The sequence below is a fragment of the Brevibacillus massiliensis genome, from assembly GCF_000311785.1.
GTDB classification, from domain to species: domain Bacteria; phylum Bacillota; class Bacilli; order Brevibacillales; family Brevibacillaceae; genus Brevibacillus_C; species Brevibacillus_C massiliensis.
On the sequence record NZ_HE978542.1, the window covers coordinates 68,882 to 91,612 of the forward strand.

A 22,731-nucleotide genomic window follows, 5' to 3' on the forward strand; every position below is an offset into this window, starting at 1 on the left:
CACTTTGCTCTTTCTTCGGAAAGAGCTTTTTTACTGGGCCTTTTGTCCTGATTTCTCGTTGGGACTATGTGTTCAAATTCCTGGATGGAAAATTTTTAGCCCTTAATCCTCTGGAAATGCTGCTTTAAGATGGGAATAAGCCCAGAAGCAAGGGTAAACAACCACATCTAGGAGGGACAACATGACAAAACGAGATTGGGTAACACGATCAACGATGGCGATCATGCTGAGCGCATCCCTATTGATGTTCGCTGACGGCGGACAAGCTGTCTTTGCAGCAACCGCCCAAAAAGCCGATTTGTCTGACACCGTAGAGACGGCGTACGACCTGGTCGGCAAACCGTTCAAGAAGAATGCCGAAGGGCCTTCCGCTTTCGACACCGCCGGTTACATCCAGTACGTTTTCTCCCAACAAGGAGTGAAGCTGCCGGATAACATTCGCGATATGTACAACAAGGGAACGAAGATCAATACGGCTGACCTGCAGCCAGGAGATGTCGTCTTTATCAAGACAAGCCCAAGTTCCAGCCTCTTGAACTACGCCGGCATCTACGTCGGCAACGATACGTTCCTGTACGCCTCTGCGGGCAAACAAAAAGTGATTGAGCAAAGTCTCTCAAAAGTGAAGGATAAACTGGCCGGTGTGCGCCGATACATAGACATGGAGACAGAACAGCCCCCGGCAGAAAAACCGGCCGATCCGCCGAAAGACTCCGGAACGGCAAAACCGGACAAGAACAGCGAAGCCTCGACCTTGGGGCAAAAGATTATCCTAACGGGTGAAAAGTACTTGGGCACACCGTATAAATTCGGGGCCAAGACAGGCAATACCAGCTCTTTTGACTGCTCTTCGTTCACCCAGTATGTCATGCAGCAAAACGGCATCAAGATCAGCCGCGGAGCCCGGGCCCAATTTAAAGACGGAAAAGAGGTTGACCGCAAAGACCTGCGCGTCGGCGACCTGATCTTCTTCTCCACAGAGCACAACATTAAAAAATACCCGGCCGGCTCGATCAACCGTATCGGCCACGTAGGGATTTACGCCGGCAACGGAAAAGTCCTGCACACCTATGGAAAAGGCGGCGTGAGATACGACACGATCGAAAAAGGCTGGTGGAACGACCACTACGTAACGGCTGCCCGCTACTTCTGATCCATATTGGCTGCCAAAACTGAAAAAACGCCTCTTTGCGAATACTCTCAGAAAAAGGAGATACCTTTTACCATAAAGGGATCTCCTTTTTTTTCGTCCGGTGGCATGGAGTGGCACGGCGCCAGCGACGGATTCGAAACACATGGGGGAGGTGGCATACGCGTGTACAACCGGCAGTTCAGTCCCCGGGCCTTGATCAAGCATCCAGTCGTCTACCTGCGGAGGTCGCGGGAAGATGCGGAGCGGGAAGTCCGTACCGGAGAGGACACGCTCGCCATGCAGCGGGAAGTCATGGAACGGCTCTTGCGAGAGTACGGCCTGCCGTACGACCTGAAGGTGGAGATCGGCAGCGGCGACAAGATCGCAGCCCGGCCGATTTTTCAGCAGGTGCTGCACGATTTGCGCAGCGGCCTCTACGACAGTATCGCCGTCAAGGACATTTCCCGCCTGACGCGCGGGGATTTTACGGATTACGGAACAGTCTACGACCTGATTTGCAGCAGGCGGATCTACATCATCACGCCTTACCGCCTCTACGACCCGGGAAACGCAAACGACCTCAGGCAAATCCGCTTTGAGCTGTTTTTGTCGCGGGAGGAGTTTGAAGTCATCCGCGAGCGGATGCAGGGAGCCAAGTACGCCTATGCGATGGCAGGGAAATTTATGGGCTCTACGCCCGCCCTCGGATACCTGTTCAATCCCAAAACACAGCACCTGGAGATCGCACCCCGGGAGGCTGAACTGGTCAGGCGGATCTTTGCGCTGTACATCAACGGCCTGGGAGGAAAAGAGATGGGCTATCGCGCCATCGCTACCTTTCTCACCCGTTCCGGTGTGCCCTCGCCGCGGGGCCACGCCCGCTGGACTCCGACCACGGTGAGAAAAATCCTGCAGAACCCCGTCTACGTGGGAGAGATTCGCTACAGGACCGGCTCCGTGCACAAGGGCGGGCGTTCTGACAGGGAGGAAGACGAACAGATCGTCGTCACCTCCGCCCACGAGCCGATCGTCAGCACAGAAGTCTTCGAGCAGGCACAGACCAAAGCCCGGCAGATGCGCAAACCCGCCACCCCGTTCGATCGCGAGACGAGCGAACTGTCCGGTCTGATCCGCTGCGGCAAATGTCAACGCGCCATGGTCAAACAGACTGCCAAGAGCAGTTACCAAAAAAAGGACGGTTCCGTCAGCCGCTACTATAAAGAGATGCTCTGGTGCACGACGGTCGGCTGCACCTATGTTTCCTACCGCGCCGTTGAAGATGCCATCCTTTTCTTTCTCCGGCAGCTGCCGGCGCTTTCCCCCTCCGAGCTGCGAAAGCACTGGTCCGCTCCGAACCCGACGTGGGGCCAGACAACCGCTGAAGATGAGTTGGCCCATCTCCTCCGGCAGCGCTCGGAGTGGGAGAAACGGCTCACCTTTGTCTACCGCAATTACGAGTCAGGCACGTATTCGGAACCTGAATTCATCTCCCGCAGGGAAGAAGTCTGCAGCCAGATCCGGCAGATCGATCTGCTGATCTCCCGGCTGCGGCAGTCCGCTGACCCGGCAGCAATGGAAACCTGCGGAAGATCGGAGCGGCCAGCCCGACCTGTCTTCCTGCACGAGCTGTATCGGTCGCAGCAGGCTGCGGCGGCCAAAAACCGACTGCTGCGCGGATTGATCGAGTCAGCCACCCTGCGTGTTTCCGCAAAGGGCAGAGGGAGGAGACCGCCTGCCTTTCAGCTTGAGATCGCCTTTCGCCTGGCGGTATTATTCGGCGAATCCCTGTAGCGGCCGCTGTTTGCACGGCAAGGCTCTTCTGTCTTTGGTGGGTACGTGTTGACTTTGCCACAGTGGGAATTATCAGTGCAAAAAACCGCCGGCTGCAGGTTTCCCGCCGCGCCTACGAGGAAATCCTGCAGACAGATGCGGCGATCAATCCCGGCAACAGCGGCGGACCGTTAATCAACCTGTACGGTGAAGTCATCGGAGTAAACGCGTTTATTATTCAATCAAGCCAATCGCTCGGCTTTGCGATTGGAATAGATTCCTTAAAGCCTCATTTGCACAAATTTTTTCGCGAGTGAGCAGAAGCATTGAAACGCTTCCCCTCGATCACGCGGGAAGCGTTTCGACACGTCCAGTCTAGATCGCCAGCTGTACGCCGCTCGCCTTTTGCTCGAGCATTTTTTTCAACACCGTGCCGATGTGGGCTCCTGCTTCAATCGGAGGTGTCCCCCCTTTATGGATATTGGAGATGACTGTTCGCTGCGACTCTACCGTACCCTTGCGGGGGCGGTAGCACATGTAGGCGCTCATCGACTGTGCCGAGACCAGTCCCGGCCGCTCCCCGATCAGGAGCACAAATACGTCCGGCTGGAGGATTTCGCCGATGTGGTCCATACACGCCACCCGGCCGCCGCGGACAAAAAACGGCGTTCCCCACTGCAGCCCGTAGGCTCTTAGCGAATCCAGCAAAGCGGGAAACACATCGCGCAAATTGGCATCGATCGCGTTAGCGCTCAATCCGTCAGATACGACGATCTGCACTTGCGGCCTTTGCTTGCACTTCTGTTTGATCACCGATACGCCTTCGTCCGTGATGATTCGGCCCATGTCCGGCCGCTTCAAGTAGTTTTCCGTATTTTGAAAACAGGTTTCCACGGCAAACAACTGAAATTCGTCCAGGATGCTTTGACTCACCTCGCCGTAGACCGCATCTACTGCGGCGGCGTGATCTCTGCGAAAGCGGAGCACCTCTTTGGTCAGCGGGCGCGTGCCGGCCCGCCACACTCCGATGCGGGCGGGCGTACTGGCCAAAAGCTCGCGAAGCCCCTCTCTCCATTTTGGCTGGGGAACGGCTATCCTCTCTTCCTCTTGTTCACTGTCCTCTCCTTCCGCAACGTCCTCTGTTTTTTCTCTTCCGAGCTTTCGTTCCAACTCCGCCATTACCTTATCCACCAACGTGTCAAGTACAAGCTCTTCTTTCATCGGGCCGCCCCCCTCACATGAAAATCGTCGGATCGCCGGCGATCGGCGTCAACTTCCCGCGCTCCATCAGCCCCATCTTCTCCAGCCACTGTTCGAATGCCGGCGCCGGGCGCAGCCCCTGCAGCTCCCTTAGCGTGGCGATGTCGTGGTAGCTGGTAGATTGGTAGTTTAACATGCAGTCATCCGCCATCGGCACGCCGATCAGGTAATGCACCCCGGCGGCTGCCAGCAGCACGGCGAGGTTGTCCATATCGTTTTGATCCGCCTTGATGTGGTTGGTGTAGCAGACGTCAACGCCCATCGGCAGCCCCTGCAGCTTGCCCATGAAGTGATCCTCCAGGCCGGCGCGGATGACCTGTTTGCTGTCGTAGAGATACTCGGGTCCGATGAATCCGACCACGGTATTGACGATGAACGGGCGGTACCTTTTTGCCAAGCCGTAGCAGCGCGACTCCAGCGTCACCTGGTCGATTCCGAAGTGGGCATCCGAAGACAGCTCCGATCCCTGCCCGGTTTCGAAATACCAGCAGTTGGGACCGGTCGATGTGCCCTCCCTGCGGATCAGCTCGTCTGCCTCATCCAGCAGTTCGACGCTGATGCCAAATGCCGTATTGCCCTGCTGCGTTCCCGCCAGGCTCTGGAAAATCATATCGGCAGGCGCTCCCTGGCGGATCGCCCGCATCTGGGTGGTGACGTGGGCCAACACGCAGTTTTGCGTGGGAATCTGCCATTTGTCCATCACTTCTTTGGTCGCCTGCAGGATATTTTTGACGCTGTCGGTGGTGTCGATCACCGGATTGACCCCGATCACCGCATCGCCGATCCCGTAGCTGAGCGCCTCGTACAGCGAAGCGATGATCCCGGGAATGCTGTCGGTCGGATGATTGGGCTGCGCCCTGCCGGCCAGCACGCCCTTCTGCCCGATCGTGATGTTGCAGTGGGTGATCACCTCCGCTTTGGCCGCAGCTTGAATCAGATCGAGATTGGACATCAACTTGGCGACGGCGGCGACCATTTCGCTGGACAAGCCGCGGCTGATCCGTTTCAACTCAGCTGCGCCCACGTCGGAGCGGAGGATGTACTCCCGCAGCTCGGCGACCGTCCAATTTTTGATCTGACTGTAGATCTTTTCGTTTATCCCGGCTTCGATCACCCGGGAGACTTCATCCTCTTCCGGAGGCAGCAGCGGATTGTTCCTGATGTCCGCGAGTGTCAGGTCGGCGAGGACCTGCTTGGCCGCCACCCTCTCCCGCATGTCGGCGGCGGCGATGCCGGCGAGCTGATCCCCTGACTTCTCTTCGTTCGCCTTGGCCATGACCTCCTTGAGGTCGCGAAATTGGTACGTCACCCCCAGCACGTGTGTCTTTAATCTCATTGGATCCCCTCCACTCCGGCCTCGTGAAACGCGAGCGTTTTGATCACCACGGGAATCAGCGTCCCGGCGATCGGCTCGCCCAGGTCGATGTAGTCTCCGTATTCCACCCGCACCTGGTCGATGCAGATCACGCGCGGCCGATGCTGGCAGCGGATCGTGAGCGACTGCCCCAGTGCTTTGGCCATATCGTTTTCGCAGATGACGGCCATGATACTGCTGTCCGGAAATGCTTCCGCAAACTGTGCGGCCAGCTCGTCTGCCAGCAGCTGCAGTTCGGCGTACGAACAGTACCCCATGCCGGTAATCGCGAGCGCAAACGGCGGCGAGACCGTCGCGTCGAACAGCCGGCGGCCCAGCTCCATCATTTGTCCGATCTCTGCTTTTACCGCTGCTGCGGTTAGCTGACGGCCGCCCACCTCCAGCTTGAGCACAGGCACGTTTCGCAGCGGCAGCAGCGATGCGTCGATATGAACGGTAGAGCCGCTGATCTCCGTACTCTGCATGCCGGCTCCGATGACCGTGGCCCGAACCGTCTGCACTGCCGGGACTACGCGAAACGGGCAGTGCCGGCTCTCCTGTGCAAGCGCGTGGGCCAAGAGCGGCCCGAAATCCCCGTACGTCGCTGTTTCATCCAGGTTCGTCGGCGCCGGTTCGCCGATGAGCTGCCCGATCCCGCCGGAGATCATGACCTCGTCGATCGCCGGAACTTCCGCAAGCGGCCGCCCCAACAGCAGCAGCCCGGCGGCTCCCTGCTCCTTGCCGGCCAAATACGACAGCATACAGCGGCTAAGCTGGCGGGCGATCTCCTGCAGCAACGAGAAGCTGACCTGCTGCCCCGGCACGATTCGAAAACCGCGTTCCCGAAGCCAAGGCTGGATCGCTGGTGCAACGTAGTGAATCACGCCTGCCTGATCGAGCCGAACGAGCCGTCCGCCGATGTGGAAGGTGACCGTCCCGATCGCTTTGCCGCGCTGAAACAAGGCTGTGTTGGCGGTCCCTCCGCCGACGTCGATGTTGGCGATCACGCCTTGGATGTTCCGGGAGCGCGCCTCGGCCCCCGAACCCTTGCCGGCCAGTACTCCTTCCAAGTCGGCCCCTGCCGTGGCGACGACAAAGTCGCCCGAGCGCTCGGCCAAAAAGTGCACGATCTCCTGCGCGTTTTTTTTGGTCGCCGTCTCGCCGGTGATGATCACCGCTCCCGATTTGACCTCGGAGAGTGTGAGCCCGGCCCGCTTGTACTCTTCGCTTAGAATGCGGGAGACCCGATCCACGTCTATCTCGTCGCCCGTTTTTAAAGGGGTGCTGTAAATCGCGCTGGCATAGATCAATTCCCGCTCGACGATCTGGTATCTGGGCAGGGAAAAGTGGCTGGACATGCGGGCCAGCCGCAGCCTGCTGACGATAAATTTGGTCGTGCTCGTCCCCAAATCGATGCCGACACTGGTAATCCACTGTTCCTCCACGTCTTGCGCCTCCCCAAAAGCACGTTCTCTAATCGGCGTCGCCTGTCAGGCCCAGGTCCTGCAGCAGCCTGGCCCGCAGTTCGTCAATTCCTTCGCCTGCAAGCGCCGAAGTGACAAAGATATCCCCTTCCGGCAGCGATTCCCGCAGCAGCAATTTCGCCCGCTCCACATTCGCCTTGGGATGATCCGCCTTGGTGATGACACCGATCGGGCGAAGCGGGAACCCTTGGGCAAAACCAGGAGGAAAAGAATTCCGCTCCCGTGCGGCGTCCTGGACCATCACCAACACGCCTGATTCCAGTGCAGTCGCCATCAACGAGCGGTAGTACATCGGGTTCTCGCTGTACTCCCCAGGCGTGTCGATCACCCAGTCCCGGTATTCCAGTGCTTGCGTCTTGCGCGCCGGCTGCCGGTCGGCAAACAGTGCCTGCACCAGAGACGTTTTTCCGGCGCCGACCGCGCCGATGATCATCGCCCGGCCCATGGCTAAGACCTCGTCAGCAGCGCCGTTGCGAAGCGCAGCTTTTTGCTGAGAAATCCGTTTACCGCGGCGATGGCCATCTCGACTGCCGACACCTCGCCGACGATCACCAGCGATCCGGTAAACCGGTCGAGAAAGCCCAGCTCGACGTCAGCCGCTTTGGTCGCGATGTCGGCAGCGATAATCGACGTCTCCGTCGGCGTCAACGTAAGAATGCCGATCGCACCTGCCTCTTTTAATCCCAACTTGGTATAGAGAATCGGATCCGGGTTGGCGATGACGTGGGCCAGCGTCACCTGTTTTCCGGGCACGTACTCTTGGATCACCCTCTGCCTTTCTTCGTCCATCAAAAAACCTCCTCTTGTTTGTCTACTTCGCTATACGGTGGTTGTCAACCAAAAAAGGTGACTTGGTGCAGAACTACATTCATATTCACTCCCAATGCTTAGGATGATCAATATCTCCATTATATTCGGCACTTCCAATTCCACTTTGCTCTATTCTCCCATCTCTATTAACATACAAGTAGTAAACTCCCCTTTCATCATTAAAAATGAGCCTTCCATAATACCTTCCAGTCTTGCGAATGTAGAAAACCTCTGTACGATAAATATCACTTTCTTTTATGGAATGAACTTTCACCACATGTTCTCTCATATCTTTGTCCATTTGTGCTAATTTCGAATTGTATCCACCTACAATCCACTCCCAGTTGCTAATGAGCAGATAAAGGAAACCGATAAGGATTATTGTCATTGTTATTGCAATTATTTTTTTCATAATATTTGCCATTTCTTCCTCCTAATAGTTGATATATCTTCCCTGTTTCATTTATAATAACATTGTATGAAAATTCTGGAAAGAGGGGATGGTATTATGAGGAAGGTTCTCATTATGTTGCTAGTCCTGTGTCTTACTTTATTGTCTAGTGTTGCTTTTGCTGCCGAGGAAAGAGAAATAACTCCTGCAGGTGAAAGCCCGGATGTATACTAACCGGGATCAAACTCCGTTGTTCCTAAACCGGGAGATATATTAATATCCAGCAAGTCTAAAGGAACATATTATGTTGGACATGCTGCTATAGTCGTCAGCCCAGATAGACTTGTGCAAATTGTTGGTTATGGTGACCATCCACACAGAAAGTCAATAGAAGATTTTTTTAACGATAACAATCGCAGTACAGTAACGGTATACAGGTATAGCAACTCCACTAAAGCAGAACAAGCTGCCGATTGGGCAGAATGGTATCGAAGGAATTATAGTGATGCTGAGTATGGTTTTAATGATTTATACGATTATGAGAGTGGATTAATGTATTGCTCCAAGCTTGTCTGGGATGCTTATTACTATGGAGCCGGTGTTTCTCTTGCAACTTCTTGGGGTACTATAGGCGGATACAACCTCAAGATGTCTAAACCTTACGATCTCCCTAATAGCGCCAACGTGAGAGCGGTTTATACAAGATAATCCAAATGACCAAAAAATAAATTATTGTTCAAAGGGTCCCATATTCAGGCTAATATGACCCTTTGAACAATTGTATTTTAAAAGGGGGTACTAGGGTTGATTAAAAAATACTTTACCATATTCTTAATTTTGACTATTGCATTGATTCCTTTGACTTCTGTAGAGGCTGATCAAAACGGCATTCTAGCCATAAAATTTGTAAAGGTTACAATCACTTATACTTTAAAAAGTTGCCCCGAAACATATAATTATGTAGATGCAGAAGGATATCAGGGAACTTTGAGTCTAACCGCATATAATCAATCAGGCCCCGCCTGGGTTTGTGAGTATTCAGGCTATGTCCGTCAAAATTAAGATTTTATCCTACAAGGAGTCCTGCTAATGTACAAGATATAAGGAACGCCCGAAAATCTAAATTCGGGCCTTTTCTACTGTTTTCCGCGATTAGCTATAATTGTCCTTATCAAATGTCCATCTTTTATGGACAAATTTCCATTTGAACTATAAAGCAAAATTCACTTTTGTACCCGCTTTCTCTGGTTTCCGATATTTTATGAAAAATTTAGAATATTTAAACCAATGATAAAACGATTGCAACGAAATTGCAACCGCTTATCCATCATTTGCATACGTTCAATGGTTCAATGGGACGCCGTTTTCTCATCGCGCTGTTCGGTGTGCTCGGACTCCTCAGGCTCGTCCTGAACGGCAAAGCGGAACAACCCGGGGAAAATCCGCGGCAAATCAAGCATAAAGTACGTCAAGATTGCGGCGATCAGACCGATGACGAACAGTTTGGAGCTGAGCACCAGTCCGAGGGCTGCCGCTACCCAGAGGCCGGCGGCAGTCGTCAATCCGCGAATCTGTCCGTGATCCTTGATGATCGCCCCCGCACCGAGAAAACCGACGCCGGCGACGACTTGTGCCGCCACACGCCCGGGATCTCCCACCATTCCCGCCGCGTTCAAGAGATGCGATTGAAATCCGTGAATGGAGGCGATCCCGAACAGACAGCTTCCGAAACAAACCAGGGAGTAGGTGCGAATACCCGCAGCTTTTGTCTGATTCCGCGACTTGTAGTACCGCTCCCGCTCCAACCCGATGACCGCGCCGACGACGATCGCCGCCGCCATCCTGACTAAAATCCCTAGCAGAACCCAACCATCTTCAACCCCTAGAAATTCCCAGAAGCTTTCCATTGTGCACACGGCACCTCCACTGCTGCTTTATTTTCTGCAATAAGTACCTGGTACGTTTGTGATAATGCCATCCACTCCTGCTCCGACGGCGCGGGCAAAGTCATCCGGATGATTCACCGTATAGACCAAGACCCGCAGCCCCTCGCGATGGGCCGCCGTGATCAGCTCGGACGTCGCCAGATGATGCCAGACGTGGAGGGATTGAACCGGATAAGGCAAAGAACGCACATACACGATCGGGTCGTAGAGCACAGCCTCATATAAAAGGCCCAGCGGCAGCTCGCTGTCCGCCTGGTGCACCTGTGCCAATACGCGATGATCGAATGAAGAGATGACGAGAGCGAGCTTCTGCTTCCATGAACGAAGCGTCCCGGCCATTGCTTCGGCAAATCGCGGATAAAACACCGGGCCGTTCTTCAACTCGATGTTGACAATTGCGCCTGCCGGACAAAGCTCGAGCACTTCTTCCAAGGACGGCACTTTTTCCTGCGCAAAACGGCTGTCAAACCACGAACCTGCATCCAGCTTGGCCAGCTCGGCCAGCGTTTTCTTTCCTGCCAGTCCGGTGCCGTTGGTCGTTCTCTCCAACGTATGATCGTGGATGACTGCGAGCCTGCCGTCACTGGTAAGGTGTACGTCAAGCTCAATTCCGTCAGCACCCTGCTCAAACCCGAGGCGAAAAGCTGCAAGCGTATTCTCCGGCGCGTGGGCAGAAGCGCCGCGATGAGCCAATATCAATGGAAGTGAGCGCATCTTTTTCCTCCTATTCTATCGGTACGAGGTCGGCTTCCTTGACGAACAACTGTACAGAATCGCCGACGCCAAGCCCGTCCGACGCCTGGTCGTTGAGCAGGTCGACGGAGAGCTCGGCCTCCTCTACCCTGCATTGCAGCCGAATGATGCTGCCGTGCAGTTTGATCGCCGCGATCCGCCCCTCCAGCAAATTGCCTGTCTGCTGCCCATCTGCCAGCTTAATGCTCTCCGGACGGACGCCGACCGTAACCGGCCCCGGCGTAACCGGATGGGCCGTGTGCAGCACGCTTGCGCCAAAGCGAATTGTTCCGTTCACATCTGCCGTCCCCGACAGGAAATTGAACGTTCCGATAAATTCGGCCGCAAAACGGTTAACAGGATTGCGGTAGACCTGGTAAGGAGTGTCCAATTGGATGATCCTGCCCGCATCCATGACGGCAATCCGATCGGACAAGGCCAGCGCTTCATCCTGATCATGGGTCACAAAGATCGTCGTAACGCCCAGATCGCGCTGCAGCTCTTTGAGCAGATCCCGCAGCGACTCGCGAATTTTGGCATCCAGCGCACTGAGCGGCTCATCCAGCAGCAGCACCTGCGGCTCGACTGCCAGGGCACGGGCCAGCGCCACCCGCTGCTGCTGGCCGCCCGAGAGTTGATCGGGCAGCTTGCGCTCCTGTCCGGCCAAGCCGACACGCTCGACCAATTCCATCGCCCTCTGTCTTGCCCGCTCCTTTGGCACCCGTTTCATCTCCAGGCCAAACATGATGTTTTCGAGAGCTGACAGATTGGGGAACAGCGCGTAGGATTGAAATACCATGCCGATGTTCCGTTCGCTCGCCGGGATGGCGGTCACGTCCTTGCCGGCGATCCAGACTGTGCCCCGGTCTGCCTCCTCCAACCCTGCCACGATCCTCAGCGTCGTCGTCTTGCCGCATCCGGAAGGGCCGAGCAGCGTGAGAAACTCCCCCTTTTCAACCGACAGGGTGAGGTCCTTGACGACTTGATTCTGTTTATAATATTTGTCAAGGTTAGATAATTCGACATATCCCATGTTTACCCCTCCTTTGCTCCGCCCGAGAACCCTGTGGCATCCGCCTTTTTATGAAATACCCGCTCCATCAGCCAAAGCAGAACAAGCGAGGCCAGGCTGACGATGACGAAGTAGAGTACGACCATCGCGCTGGACAGGTGGCCGTCCTTGTGGGAGGCCTTCTCCAGGATCACCTGCAGCGTAGGAAATTGTCCGCCGACCAGCATGTTGGCGAGGACAAACTCGCCGAGTGCCACCGAAAAGGTCAGGATGCTGCCGTTGATCACTCCCGGCAGGATGTTGGGCAGGAGGATCCGCGTAAAAATCTTGCGCATCGGCGCCCCCAGCGTCTGGGCCGCTTCGACCAGACGTTTGCCGTCAAGCGCTGTGACGCTGTTGACCACCGCATTGTACATGTAAGGAAGGCAGACGATCATATAGGCGAACAGCAAAATCCAGAAGGTTCCGGCAATCGGCAGAATTCCTGAGGAGTACAGCTGGATCAACCCGACGGCAAGGATTACTCCCGGAAAGGCAAAAGGCAACAGCGCCAACGTCCGCAGCACTCCCTGAAGGCGCGGAAAGAACAGACTGACCAGCAGCACGGCTGGCACGAAAATGATCAGATTGCACAGTACGGTCGCTCCCGCCACCAGGAGCGAACGGCCGATCGCCAGCAGCACGGCAGAGTCGGTAAACATCTGCAGATACCATTTGACGGTATAGGTCTCCGGCAGCACGGTAGCGTCCCACTTGTCCGCCAGCGAAAAGAGCAGCGTGCCGATGATCGGCAGCCCCAGGTAGAGCAAGACCACCAGGTAAATCGCGGCAACAAACGCTTTACGGCTCATCCTCTCCCCCCTCTGTAGCGGTTCAGCATCATCCGATTCAGCCAGATGCCGGCGATCATGATGACGGCCAGCACCATCGCCACCGCGCTGGCCAGCTCCGGCTCGTAGCTGACTTCGCCCGCGATCAGCCGCGACAGGCGGAGCGGCAGGATATTGAAGATGCCGGTGGTCAGCGCGTAGGCCGTCGCGTAGGCGCCGATGGCATTGGCGAACAGAATGCCAAATGTCCCGGCCAACGCCGGCGCGATTACGGGAATCCCCACCCGCCTCCAGAACTGCGCCGGTTTTGCCCCGAGGATGAATGCCGCTTCCTCCCATTCCCGCTTGATGCCGTAAAAGGCAGGCACCATCAGCAGCGTGGCCAGGGGAATCTGGAAGTAGACGTAAGCCAGCGACAGGCCGACGATGCCATACAGGGTAAAGCCTGCGCCATACAGGTCCAGGCCGAACAGCTTGGCAAACAGGATCGTCACCATTCCGTTGCTGCCCATGATGACGATAAAGGCGAACGCCAGCGGAACTCCGGCGAAATTCACCGTAATGCTGACGAACGTGGTCATCCACTTGTGCGCCCGCTTGCCGCTGCGAAACATCGCGTAGGCGGCAAGTGTGCCGATCAAAAGCCCGAGCAAGGTAGAAAAGACAGACAGGGAGAGGCTGTTTTGCAGGGATTGCAGGTAGAATTTGCTAAACAGCGCCTTTTCGTAATGTTCGAGCGTAAAGCCCCCCTCCCTGCCGGAAAAGCTGCTGGCAAGGAGGCGCAGGGCGGGCAGGATTTCAAACGCGGCCAAAACGAGCAAAGCAGGCAGCATGACGGCAGCGTACATCCACAGTTGCTTTCGTTTCATCGCTACTTCTGCTCCGGCAGTACCTGTTCTTCCCACAGGGCGGGAATGACCTTGGAAGCGGTCTCATCCCACTTGGCGTAATCCTTGATCGTCTTCGAAGCGGAATAGGCGGAATCCGGCAGGAGCTTCTTGGCTACGTCGTCCGGCAGCTTGACATTTCGGATGGGGCGGGCGAACCCTTTGGCGTAGGCGATCTGAGCTTCGTCGCTGAACAGAAAATCGTTGAACGCCTTGGCCGTGTACGGATGAGGAGCGTATTTGTTAATGACGGCGACATACGGGATGGTCACCGAGCCGTCAGACGGAATCACGACCGTCAGCTCATCCATGTTCAGCTGGTCTTTCCAGTTCAGTGAGTTGAAATCCCAGATGATCCCAACGGCAATTTCCCCTTTTTGAACGTTGGCGATATTCACCTCCAGCGGCTTGTAGTTGCCCGCCTGAAACAGCTCCCTGAAGAAGTCGATGCCCGGCTGGATATTGGCCTCATCTCCTCCCCGGGAGAAGGCAGCCGCCAGCACACCCGCTTTTGCCTGTGCCGAGCGCAGCGGATCGTCAATCGAAACCTTTCCTTTATATTCCGGCTTTAACAGGTCAGCGAAGCTCTTCGGCACATTCAACACTTTCTTGGTGTTGACGATAAACGAGATGGAGCCGGTGTACTCCGAGCACCAGTAGCCCTCGGGATCTTTGGCCCAGTCAGGGATTTCGTCCCAGTACTTATTTTTGTGCGCTGTCAAGATGCCGCGGCTTTTTCCGGTCGGGCCGAACGTGATTCCGACATCCCCTACGTCCGCGACCGGCTTATCCTTCTCCGCCTCAAACTTGGCCAGTTCCTCTGCGCTGGACATATCCGTATCCGTGTGGGTAATGCCGTATTTTTCGGTAAATGTCTTCCAGATCTCTTCGTAGTTTGCCCACGTATCCGGCATTCCGTAACTGACGATCGCCCCTTCTGCCTTGATCTTCTCTGCCAGCTGCTCAGGTGACAACTCGGCGTAGTCGGCGGCCGGTTCGGTGGGAGCTGCCTTCGAACCTTCCTTTCCGTCCGTTGAACCGGTTGTGCTGCCTCCGCACGCCGAGAGCAGTGTCATTGAACTGACCAACAGCGCTGCGAACCACCTTTTCGCTGCCGTTACTCCCATGTTCGCTTCCCCCTTTTACTGCCTGATGGCCTATGCTCTTTATGCCAAGATATTCGCAAGCAGTCCGGTGCATTCATCATGCGGAAGCTGATTTTCACCAACAGGAAAAATCTGTGTATTGTTGAATAAACAATGGTAAAGTCAGTTTTCTTGGAAATTCGCAAACAGAGGGGGTGATGTTGGTGGGGAATGGGATGGGCCGCAAACAGGTTAGCCGCGCTCTTCTTTCAGGTTTAAGCCTGTTGACGCTGATCGCATTATTTGCCGGATTTTTTATACTGAAAGGAAAATACTCACCCGAGAATAAAGTGAAGCTCGTCATTGACCACGTAAGAAATGGAAACGACATGAATGTCCAGCTTAGACAGGAGGAGATTTCACTCATTCGTTCTTTTGATGAATTTGCTGTTGGCCACCAGCCTGCTTTGCCTGTCGTGAAGGTTCAACAGGTCGCAAGCAACGACGATGAAGTTCAGGTAGTGGCATGGTTGGCGGCGATCGATTACACCGAGGATAATCGCATTCGCGAAGTGTATACGGGATCACTGCTGTTTACATTGAACAGATCGTCCCTGTTTTCATGGAAAGTGAGCAAGGTAGAAGAAATGCAGCCCATAAACTAAAAAAGGCATAAAAAAACAGATTATACAAAAAAAGAGGGCCGCTGTTCCCTCTCGAAATAACGTATTTTCATTCGGCAAGGGATGCGGGCTTCGTCAGCTGCGGCGCCTGCTAACCTGTTTCTTTGGACAAAGCGATCAAGTAGACGGTGTTTCCTTCCTGATTCTGATTGAGCTGTTCTTCTGCCTGGCGCAGTTTTTCCAACTGTTCTGGCGTCAGAGCGGCAATTGGCAATTGATCCAGATGGTTGTACTTATCCATTGAGTTCCTCCATTTTACTGCTTTGCTGAGACTATTATGTCCCAGGTTCGGCAGGCTATGAATCGATGCCTGCGGCAAAATATAGGACTTACCTGGTTTGTTTTTCCAACCGTATAATGGGGGAAATTACCAAAAAAGTACCAGACAAAGAGGCGGCGTCAGGAAGGAACTTTCACTGTGGATGAACATACGAGACTTTATTATCATCACATCTAGGAGTCGCGACAGGGAGGTATATTCTTGACTTGGCGATTGCCGAGAATTTCGATTCTGCATTCCTGGAAGACGAACAGATGAATTCAGTCTTTCGCGTGTACGAATGCTCCGTACTCCGCATTAAGCAGTCAAGTGCGATCTGCACATTGGAGGAGACGGAAACCTGATCGTGAAAACCGGGGATGGCTCTGGGCTGTTTACTCCTTTTGCACCTCATCAATGTATATTTTATTGAGCAATAAGCTGACATCCGTTTCAACCGACTCCAAGCGAAGGGAGAATCGATCCTGGCGACGCTCCAAACGGTCAAAAGCCGTATTAGCTTCATTTCTAAATTCCTTCAATTCAATCTCAATTGAATCCATACGCGTCTCAAGCGAATCCATGCGCGTCTCAAGCGAATTCATGCGCGTCTCAAGCGAATTCATGCGCTCCTCAAGTGAATTCATGCGCGTCTCAAGCGAATTCATGCGCTCCTCAAGTGAATTCATGCGCTCCTCAAGCGAATCCAGGCGCATTTCCACCGAACCTAAACGGGTTTCAATCCTGTCCAAGCGACTTTCAAGTGAATCAAATCTTTTGTCTAACCTGGATATTGCTTCAAGCACCAGAGTGGCCAATTGATCCCCGCTCATCCATCCCATCCCCCATTCGGAATCTTTGTTATAATCCTATCACCCCTTAGGCATTTGGACAAATAAAAAAAACGGCCAGCTTTGGCAGTTTAGCCGATTTATGCAGATTAAGCGATTCTGACCACTTTTTGCTTGTCGGTCTTCGGCAAAAACGGAAGGTGCTGTCTGGCGGCTTCGATCCCGATATCCTCCGCCGGCATCAGCGCCTCTTCGCGAAAGGGAAGGGTACGGCTTTTTTCTCCCGCATCATTTCGTTTTCAAATCGCAGACATTGACGTGGTTGGCATCGGCGATCATGCTTATATCGTTTCCGTGGACAATGAAGCGTTATTCTTAGATGGATTCTCCTTTTATAAAACAAACCGGCGGCTGCCCATTTTACTTTTTTCGACAAATTGTTTGAATTGACTGTATTTTTTCACGTGAAACATTTTTTAGCGACTGTGTGAATCATAACCGGCATCCTTGCAGAATGAAAACAAAAAAGCGCCCGGAAAGTTGTCATAGCATCTTACCGGACGGTCGTTGCAAGGTCCTAAAACAGTTTCAGTTTGGCGATGCGCTGCACGGCTTCCTGCAGGCGTTCTTCCGAGGTCAGGAGAGCCGCTCGGACGAACCCTTCCCCGGTTGGACCAAATCCGATACCTGGCGCCATGACCACATGCGCTTTCTCCAAAAGCAGGTCAGCAAACGTGGCAGAATCCATCCCGCTTGGCGTTGGCAGCCAAACGAAAAAGGAACCCTGGGACGTCCTGGCCTTCCAGCCGCTTTCCTCCAACGCCCGAAACAGGGCATTGCGGCGCCGTTCGTAAACGGAAACCAGTTCGCGCACACAGTCTTGGGGACCGGTCAAGGCCTTGGCTGCGGCCAGCTGCACCGCGCCAAACAGGCTGCAGAAATAGTGGTCCTGAATCACATTGATCAGGCGAACCAACTCCCGGTTGCCAACTATCGCACCCACCCGCCACCCGGCCATGTTGTACGTCTTGGATAAGGTATAAAATTCAACGCCTACTTCCTTTGCCCCGGGAACCTGCATAAAACTGACGGGTTTCTTCCCGTCAAAACTGATGGCCCCGTAGGCGAAGTCATGACAGACAACGATCTCATGCCGTTTGGCAAACCGGATCGCCTCTTCAAAAAACGAAAACGGCGCATTGACTGCAGTGGGATTATTCGGATAGTTTAGGAACATCAACTTCGCTTTTGCCAAATCCTCTCGAGACAGCTCCCCAAAGTCAGGCAGAAAGTCGTTTTCCTGGCGAAGCGGCATCATTGCCATCCGCCCGCCGCTGATCGCCACTCCTGACCAATAATCCGGATAGCCCGGATCCGGTACCAAGGCGACGTCTCCTGGATCCAACAAAACCTGACAAATTTCGACAAGACCCGTTTTGCTGCCGAACAGGATCGCCACTTCTTCTTCCGAGTTGAGGTCAACGTCAAACTCTTGTTTGTACCAATGCGCTATAGCCGCCTTCAGCTCATGCCTGCCCTGAAACGGGGGGTATTTATGATGAACAGGATCTGCCGCCTGCCGCTGAAGTTCTTCCACGATATGGGGCGGTGTCGGCAAATCGGGATTTCCTTGGCCCAGATTGATCACATCGTGTCCTTCTGCGGCGATTTTGCTTACTTTTGCCACAAGTGATGAAAAAAACTGCGTGGGTAAACGATCCATCATGGCAGCCGGTTGAATACGCATAAGCGGCCCTTCCTTTCATTACGGTAAATGGTGATATAAAGACCCCTTCTTCCGAGGAAGAAGGGGCTGTTTCGCTTCAAGAGCGCAACCTTGTTTTTAATAGTAGCTACCCCGTTTTTTGCTGTCAATTCTTTTCTGCGAGAAGCTGTCGAAAAGGGAATTAGTTGCTAGTCGTTTGGATCTGAATTTTTGAACCGTCTTTCAGCAGCGATTGGCCGCGAACGACGATCTGGTCGCCTTTTGCAAGGCCGCTCTTGATTTCAATCCGATCGCTATTTTCAGACCCGGTCTCGACTTCCACTTTTTGAACCGTGTCACCATTCACTTTGTAGACAAACTTTTTGCCCTCAGACTCGACGACAGCCTTGCGGGAAACGACAAGTGTATTGGCGTTTTGGCCAGCGGCGTTTTCCAGGCTGACGTTGACCACCATGTCTGCCTTCAGTTGATTGTTCGGGTTGGGAATCGAGATCTCGATCGGGTAAGCTTTCAACTGCTGATCCATCACCGGACTGACAGCCGTTACCTGACCTGTCACCTCTTTTGATAAAGCCGTCACTTGGACGGTCGCCTTCGTTCCCACTTTGACATGATTGATTTCCGACTCCGCCAGATTTACTTTTACCTTCAGCGGATCCGTATTGACGAGCACGACCGTCGGCCCTTGAGGAGAAGCCATTTCTCCTACTGCAGCATTGACGGAAGAGACATACCCGGAGATGGGGGCGGTTACGGTGGCGTTAGCCAGCTGTTCCCTGGCATTTTCCAGCGTTACCCGCGCCTGATCCACAGAAGCTTGCGAAACGCCGACCGGGGTCATCTTCTTGGCGCTTTCCAGGTTGCTTACGGCATTGTCGTAAGCGGTTTGGGCGTTCGTCAACGCCGTTTCGGCCTGCTCCAACTGCTGTTTTGGAATCGCCCCCTGCTGGAACAGTTCGCTCATCCGCTGGTGGTTCAGCTTGGCGTCATTCAGGGCCTGTTCTGCCTGCTTCAAACCGTTTTCCGCCTGGGTCAGCCCCTGCGAGGTACTCGTTCCGCTTTGCGCCAGGTTGGCCACGGCCAGTTTATACGCCGCTTCCGCCTGTTTCACGCTGTTGGCCAGATCGGTCTTATCCAGGGTGAAGAGAACCTGCCCCTTATTCACCTTTTGACCTAACTTTACAGGGATCGACTGAATTTTGCCGCTGACCTTGGGCGATACATTTACCTCTTCATTCGGAGCCAGCTTGCCGACAAAACCTGCTTGGTCGTTTACTGTACCGGTATCGACGGTTTCCACTTGAACGGGAGTAGGTGCCTCTGGTTGTTCGGCTTCAGGCGCTCCACCGCTGGGCGAGCAGCCCGCGATGACGATTCCTAGTGACATCGCGAGCAAAAAGCCAAGACGTAATCTATTTCGCTTCATACGTTTCTCCTCCTATTCCACATTCGACCCGATAGCAGCGGGCGAATCGGCTTTCTTACGTCTGCGCAATCGGAATGAACGCAGCTTTTTCCCCCAGTCGTCAAACCACGTGTAAACGACAGGAACCAGCACCAGGGTGATCAGTGTCGAGAAGCTGAGACCAAAGGCGACGACAATCGCCATCGGAGCTTGCGATTCGTTTCCGGATCCTCCGCCGAAAGCCATCGGCAGGATCGCCAAAATGGTCGCCAGCGATGTCATCAGAATCGGACGCAAACGCAGCGGTCCAGCCTGCAGAATCGCCTCTTTCAGCTCGAAGCCCTTCTTGCGCAGGTTGTTGACGTAGTCTATCAGCACGATCGCGTTGTTGACGACGATACCGACCAGCAGAATGTACCCGATCAGAGCCGTTACGCTAAGCGAAGTCCCGGTGAGGAACAGACCGACTACCACACCGATCAGGGTCGGCGGGATCGAGAACATGATGATAAACGGACTGTACAACGATTCGAACTGCCCCGCCATGACCATGTAAATCAAGGCAATCGACATGATGATGGCGAAGAACAGGCTGATAAACGACTTGGCCATATCTTCCGATTGTCCGCCAAACTGGATGCTGTACCCGTCCGGCAGGTTGATTTTGTCAAGCTTCACCGTAATGTCACGCACGATAGAGTTCAGGTCTCGGCCGGCAATATCGCTGCTGATCGTGACTTCCCGCGATTGGTCGGAACGGTTGATCTTTTGCGGCACCTCTTCGCGCTTGATCGAGGCAACGGAAGACAGCGGGATTTGTGCGCCGCTCGCAGTCGTAATCCGCAGGCGATCCAGGTAATTTCGCTCCTCCTGGAAGTCTTTTGGCATCGTTACCCTGACGTCAATTTCATCATCGCCAGTCCGGTACTTCGTCATCGTCGATCCCTGGAACGCCGTACGGACATTGGAGATGATTTGCGACGTCGTCAGGCCGTACAAGCTCGCTTTTTCGTGATCGACGACGACCTGGAACTCCTCGACGCTGTCGTCCAACGAGGAGGACACGTTCCGCGTTCCCGGTACGGCTTTGACCTCCTGCTCAATGATTTCGCTGATGTCCTTCAACACGTCAAGGTCATCCCCGTGCAGGGTGATTTGTACAGGGGAACCGCTGCCACCCATCCCCTGATCGTCCTCTTTGACGACGATTTCCGGGCCGGGAATATGTGCCACCTGTTTGCGCAGTTCTTCCACCACTTCAAGTGTTGAGCGTTTCCGCTCCGTTTTCGGAACCAATTCGACGCTAATGCTGCCCAAGTTGCCGCTGGTGGCCGACAAGAACGAACCGCCGCTGCCAGCGGATGAATACACCAGCTTTAATTCAGGTATTTTTTTGACGATGTCCTCTACCTGCTTCACAACGGCCGATGTCTCTTCCAGCACCGTGCCGTTTGGCATGGTGATAGAAATCGAAATTCGCCCTTCGTCCTGGGCCGGGATGAATTCCGCCCCGACGAACGGAACAAGCGCTACGGCCCCGACAAACATGGCCAGTGTCAGGACAAACACGGTTTTCCTATGTCCTAGCGCCCATTTTAACAGGCGTCCATATCCTCTCGCCATCTTGTTGAAACCAATGTTGAACCATTTAAACGGGTTGATTCCCCGATATTTGGCCGTGTGTTCCCCCTCTTCGTGGTCCGGAATCTTCTTGAGCCACAAAGAAGAGAGCATCGGCACAAGCGTAATCGAGGCGACAAAGGCGGCAATGTGAGAGAACACAACCGTCAACGCCAGCGGCTTAAAGATCTGGGCAGCGAGCCCGTCGACGAACACGATCGGCAAGAAGACGCAGATCTGTGCCAGAGCCGAGGCCGCGACCGCATTGCCCACTTCCCGCGCGCCGAGCTTTGCCGCTTCGAGCATTCCTTTCCCCGCCTGACGGTGCCGGAAGATGTTTTCCAAAATAACGACGGCAAAGTCGACGAGTGAACCCAAACCGAGCGTCAAACCGGACAGCGTAATCAAGTTGATGGTCTCGCCGGTAAAGTACATCAAACAGAAGGTTGCGATGATCGAGATGGGTATCACAATTGCCACGATAATGACAGACCGGACGCTGTTCAAGAACAGCATCAGGATGAGGATCGCGAACAATCCCCCGAACAGAGCGTGTTCTGCCAACGTGTAGATCGAGTCTTTGATAAATTGCGATGTATCCATGATCATCGTGACTTTCAGTCCATCAGGCAGATCCTTTTCGAGCTGTGTCAGTTCCTTTCTGACCCCGTCTACCACCTCAATGGTGTTTCCGCCAGACGCCTTCAGGACCGAGATGCCAACAGTCGGTTCCCCATTCAGGTACGCTTCCTGGGTGACTTCCTTGTACGTATCGTTGACCTGGGCAATGTCTTTCAAGCGGATACTGCCGCTTCCTACGTGAATCGGCGTATCTCCGATCGCATCGACGCTCTGGTACTCCCCTTGGACGCGGATGTTCAGCTTCGTCTCTCCCTGGCGTACCGCTCCGGCTGATCCGGACTGGTTGGTCGCCCCCAACGCTTGCTGAATCTGATCGATGGTCAAACCGTAAGCGGCGATTTTGGACGGGTCGAGCACCACGTCGATCAGGCGGTCTTTCCCGCCTGTTACCATGACCGAGGCAACGCCGTCTACGCGCTCCAAGCGCGATTTGATCGTATTGTCGGCGATCGACTTTAATTTGACGGTGTCATTGTCACCCGTCAAGCCCAACGTCACGATCGGCATGCTGTTCGGGTCGAACCGCAGGACTCGCGGTGATTTGGCCGAGTCGGGCAGGGCCCCCCGAACCTGGTCAATCTTATCCCGAATGTCGAGCATAGCCTGGTCCATATTGGTTCCCCAATTAAATTGGACGATGACCTGTGAGGCACCGCTCATCGTTACGGAATTGATTTTGTCCACGTTAGAAACGCTGCCTAGTGCCTCTTCTATCGGCTTCGTCACCAGCTTCTCTACCTCGGCAGGGGCTCCCCCTTCTACGCTGGTGACGACGACAGCGACCGGCAGATTCAGTTCCGGCATCAATTCTACCGCCAATCGCGGCAGCGAAACGAAGCCGAACATCAGCACGGCAATGGCCAGCATGAAGATGGTGACCGGTCGTCTGATCGACAAGTCAGACAAGTTCAT

General features: G+C 54.3%; 23 protein-coding genes and 1 pseudogene. 7 read left to right on the top strand and 17 right to left on the bottom strand.

Annotated elements, in window-relative coordinates; genetic code table 11:
* Positions 1–181: 181 nt before the first annotated feature.
* The 3 genes from HGBM_RS29695 (at position 182) to HGBM_RS32120 (ending at position 3,219) form a co-directional block, all read left to right on the top strand.
* On the top strand, positions 182–1,153 hold the full coding sequence (locus HGBM_RS29695) for a C40 family peptidase (RefSeq protein WP_019122074.1): 972 nt from the start codon (positions 182–184) through the stop codon (positions 1,151–1,153).
* A 162-nt stretch (positions 1,154–1,315) separates the two neighbouring features.
* Positions 1,316–2,923 (top strand): recombinase family protein, encoded by a 1,608-nt coding sequence (locus HGBM_RS27675; RefSeq protein WP_019122075.1) that lies wholly within the window; start codon positions 1,316–1,318, stop codon positions 2,921–2,923.
* A 62-nt stretch (positions 2,924–2,985) separates the two neighbouring features.
* On the top strand, positions 2,986–3,219 hold the full coding sequence (locus HGBM_RS32120; protein ID WP_019122076.1) for a S1C family serine protease: 234 nt from the start codon (positions 2,986–2,988) through the stop codon (positions 3,217–3,219).
* A gap of 58 nt (positions 3,220–3,277) precedes the next feature.
* On the opposite strand, the gene eutC is transcribed toward HGBM_RS32120, so the two are convergent.
* The 6 genes from eutC to HGBM_RS15900 form a co-directional block, all read right to left on the bottom strand.
* A complete protein-coding gene (gene eutC / locus HGBM_RS15875; protein ID WP_019122077.1) occupies positions 3,278–4,123 on the bottom strand; it encodes an ethanolamine ammonia-lyase subunit EutC in 846 nt (281 codons plus the stop codon).
* Positions 4,124–4,136: 13 nt separating this feature from the next.
* Entirely contained in the window at positions 4,137–5,498 is a 1,362-nt protein-coding gene (locus HGBM_RS15880) for an ethanolamine ammonia-lyase subunit EutB (RefSeq protein ID WP_019122078.1), read from the bottom strand.
* Positions 5,495–6,961: an ethanolamine ammonia-lyase reactivating factor EutA gene (locus tag HGBM_RS15885; RefSeq protein ID WP_019122079.1), complete on the bottom strand. Its 1,467-nt coding sequence runs from the start codon at positions 6,959–6,961 to the stop codon at positions 5,495–5,497. Before HGBM_RS15885 ends, HGBM_RS15880 begins: the two co-directional genes overlap by 4 nt.
* A gap of 28 nt (positions 6,962–6,989) precedes the next feature.
* The gene (locus tag HGBM_RS15890; RefSeq protein ID WP_019122080.1) at positions 6,990–7,445 is read right to left on the bottom strand and encodes a EutP/PduV family microcompartment system protein; all 456 of its coding nucleotides are present in this window, start codon (positions 7,443–7,445) and stop codon (positions 6,990–6,992) included.
* Between the two features lie 2 nt (positions 7,446–7,447).
* Positions 7,448–7,789 (bottom strand): ethanolamine utilization microcompartment protein EutS, encoded by a 342-nt coding sequence (gene eutS / locus HGBM_RS15895; protein WP_019122081.1) that lies wholly within the window; start codon positions 7,787–7,789, stop codon positions 7,448–7,450.
* 85 nt (positions 7,790–7,874) lie between these two features.
* On the bottom strand, positions 7,875–8,234 hold the full coding sequence (locus tag HGBM_RS15900) for a DUF3139 domain-containing protein (RefSeq protein ID WP_019122082.1): 360 nt from the start codon (positions 8,232–8,234) through the stop codon (positions 7,875–7,877).
* A 288-nt stretch (positions 8,235–8,522) separates the two neighbouring features.
* Between HGBM_RS15900 and HGBM_RS29700 the strand changes: the two genes are divergently transcribed.
* Both HGBM_RS29700 and HGBM_RS15905 read left to right on the top strand, forming a co-directional pair.
* Entirely contained in the window at positions 8,523–8,909 is a 387-nt protein-coding gene (locus HGBM_RS29700) for a YiiX/YebB-like N1pC/P60 family cysteine hydrolase (RefSeq protein WP_315969964.1), read from the top strand.
* Positions 8,910–9,005: 96 nt separating this feature from the next.
* A complete protein-coding gene (locus tag HGBM_RS15905) occupies positions 9,006–9,263 on the top strand; it encodes a hypothetical protein (RefSeq protein WP_019122083.1) in 258 nt (85 codons plus the stop codon).
* Positions 9,264–9,550: 287 nt separating this feature from the next.
* Here HGBM_RS15905 and HGBM_RS15910 read toward each other — a convergent pair whose 3' ends face one another.
* From HGBM_RS15910 to HGBM_RS15935, 6 genes are read right to left on the bottom strand one after another with little or no spacing between them, the layout of a single operon-like run.
* Positions 9,551–10,108, bottom strand: a complete 558-nt coding sequence (locus tag HGBM_RS15910) for an MgtC/SapB family protein (RefSeq protein WP_019122084.1) — start codon at positions 10,106–10,108, stop codon at positions 9,551–9,553.
* A 27-nt stretch (positions 10,109–10,135) separates the two neighbouring features.
* On the bottom strand, positions 10,136–10,861 hold the full coding sequence (locus HGBM_RS15915; protein ID WP_019122085.1) for a glycerophosphodiester phosphodiesterase: 726 nt from the start codon (positions 10,859–10,861) through the stop codon (positions 10,136–10,138).
* Between the two features lie 10 nt (positions 10,862–10,871).
* On the bottom strand, positions 10,872–11,912 hold the full coding sequence (locus tag HGBM_RS15920) for an ABC transporter ATP-binding protein (protein WP_019122086.1): 1,041 nt from the start codon (positions 11,910–11,912) through the stop codon (positions 10,872–10,874).
* 2 nt (positions 11,913–11,914) lie between these two features.
* Positions 11,915–12,742 (bottom strand): ABC transporter permease, encoded by an 828-nt coding sequence (locus tag HGBM_RS15925; RefSeq protein WP_019122087.1) that lies wholly within the window; start codon positions 12,740–12,742, stop codon positions 11,915–11,917.
* The gene (locus HGBM_RS15930) at positions 12,739–13,590 is read right to left on the bottom strand and encodes an ABC transporter permease (protein ID WP_019122088.1); all 852 of its coding nucleotides are present in this window, start codon (positions 13,588–13,590) and stop codon (positions 12,739–12,741) included. The genes HGBM_RS15925 and HGBM_RS15930 overlap by 4 nt, the downstream gene beginning before the upstream one ends.
* 2 nt (positions 13,591–13,592) lie before the next feature.
* On the bottom strand, positions 13,593–14,735 hold the full coding sequence (locus HGBM_RS15935) for an extracellular solute-binding protein (RefSeq protein WP_019122089.1): 1,143 nt from the start codon (positions 14,733–14,735) through the stop codon (positions 13,593–13,595).
* Between the two features lie 194 nt (positions 14,736–14,929).
* On the opposite strand from HGBM_RS15935, the gene HGBM_RS15940 reads away from it, so the two are divergent.
* Entirely contained in the window at positions 14,930–15,358 is a 429-nt protein-coding gene (locus HGBM_RS15940) for a hypothetical protein (RefSeq protein ID WP_147512901.1), read from the top strand.
* Positions 15,359–15,467: 109 nt separating this feature from the next.
* Here HGBM_RS15940 and HGBM_RS31120 read toward each other — a convergent pair whose 3' ends face one another.
* Positions 15,468–15,617 carry a hypothetical protein gene (locus HGBM_RS31120; protein WP_019122091.1) on the bottom strand — a complete coding sequence of 50 codons (150 nt, stop codon included), beginning with the start codon at positions 15,615–15,617 and terminating at the stop codon, positions 15,468–15,470.
* A 218-nt stretch (positions 15,618–15,835) separates the two neighbouring features.
* Between HGBM_RS31120 and HGBM_RS32290 the strand changes: the two are divergent.
* Positions 15,836–16,000, top strand: a pseudogene (locus HGBM_RS32290) (bacteriocin); the annotation flags it as partial.
* A gap of 30 nt (positions 16,001–16,030) precedes the next feature.
* Here HGBM_RS32290 and HGBM_RS27680 read toward each other — a convergent pair.
* The 4 genes from HGBM_RS27680 to HGBM_RS15975 all read right to left on the bottom strand — a co-directional run bounded on the left by HGBM_RS27680 (position 16,031) and on the right by HGBM_RS15975 (position 22,731).
* Positions 16,031–16,468 (bottom strand): hypothetical protein, encoded by a 438-nt coding sequence (locus HGBM_RS27680; protein ID WP_019122093.1) that lies wholly within the window; start codon positions 16,466–16,468, stop codon positions 16,031–16,033.
* Positions 16,469–17,003: 535 nt separating this feature from the next.
* Positions 17,004–18,173 carry a pyridoxal phosphate-dependent aminotransferase gene (locus HGBM_RS15965; protein WP_019122095.1) on the bottom strand — a complete coding sequence of 390 codons (1,170 nt, stop codon included), beginning with the start codon at positions 18,171–18,173 and terminating at the stop codon, positions 17,004–17,006.
* 160 nt (positions 18,174–18,333) lie between these two features.
* On the bottom strand, positions 18,334–19,578 hold the full coding sequence (locus HGBM_RS15970) for an efflux RND transporter periplasmic adaptor subunit (protein ID WP_019122096.1): 1,245 nt from the start codon (positions 19,576–19,578) through the stop codon (positions 18,334–18,336).
* Between the two features lie 12 nt (positions 19,579–19,590).
* Positions 19,591–22,731 (bottom strand): efflux RND transporter permease subunit, encoded by a 3,141-nt coding sequence (locus tag HGBM_RS15975; protein WP_019122097.1) that lies wholly within the window; start codon positions 22,729–22,731, stop codon positions 19,591–19,593.